We start from the raw sequence: 394 nt of genomic DNA on the forward strand, positions 1-394 counted from the left end.
TGCCCGGGTGGCACAGGGCCACGGCGGTGCCGGGCGCGTACGGTTCGGCGGCGAGCGGTACGGGCGTCCAGTCGACGGTGAACAGCGCGTCGGAGCGTTGCCCGAGACCGGCGAGCCGGCGCGGGTCGACGGGCCGCATGACGAGACCGTCGGCGCTGAGGACCGGCTGTCCTGCGGGGTCGGCGAGGGACACCGCGACCGCGTCGTCGGCGCGGGTCAGCCGGACGCGCAGGGTACCGGCGCCCAGGGCGTGCAGGCGGACACCGGTCCAGACGAAGGGAAGGAGGGGGGTGGGGGCGGACGCGCCGGCGGGGGCGCCCTCGGTGCCGGGCCCGGCCGCCGGTCCGGCGCCCGGCAGCAGCCCGATCGCGTGCAGCGCCGCGTCCAGGGCGGC

Annotated in this window: 1 protein-coding gene; it reads right to left on the reverse strand. The window is 79.4% G+C overall.

Annotation, left to right across the window (positions count from 1 at the left end):
• Positions 1 to 394: hypothetical protein (locus tag CCN72_RS39305; protein WP_158101455.1), on the reverse strand; the 394-nt coding region annotated here is incomplete at both ends.

Source organism: Streptomyces murinus (assembly GCF_002154555.1).
Classification (GTDB): domain Bacteria; phylum Actinomycetota; class Actinomycetes; order Streptomycetales; family Streptomycetaceae; genus Streptomyces; species Streptomyces murinus.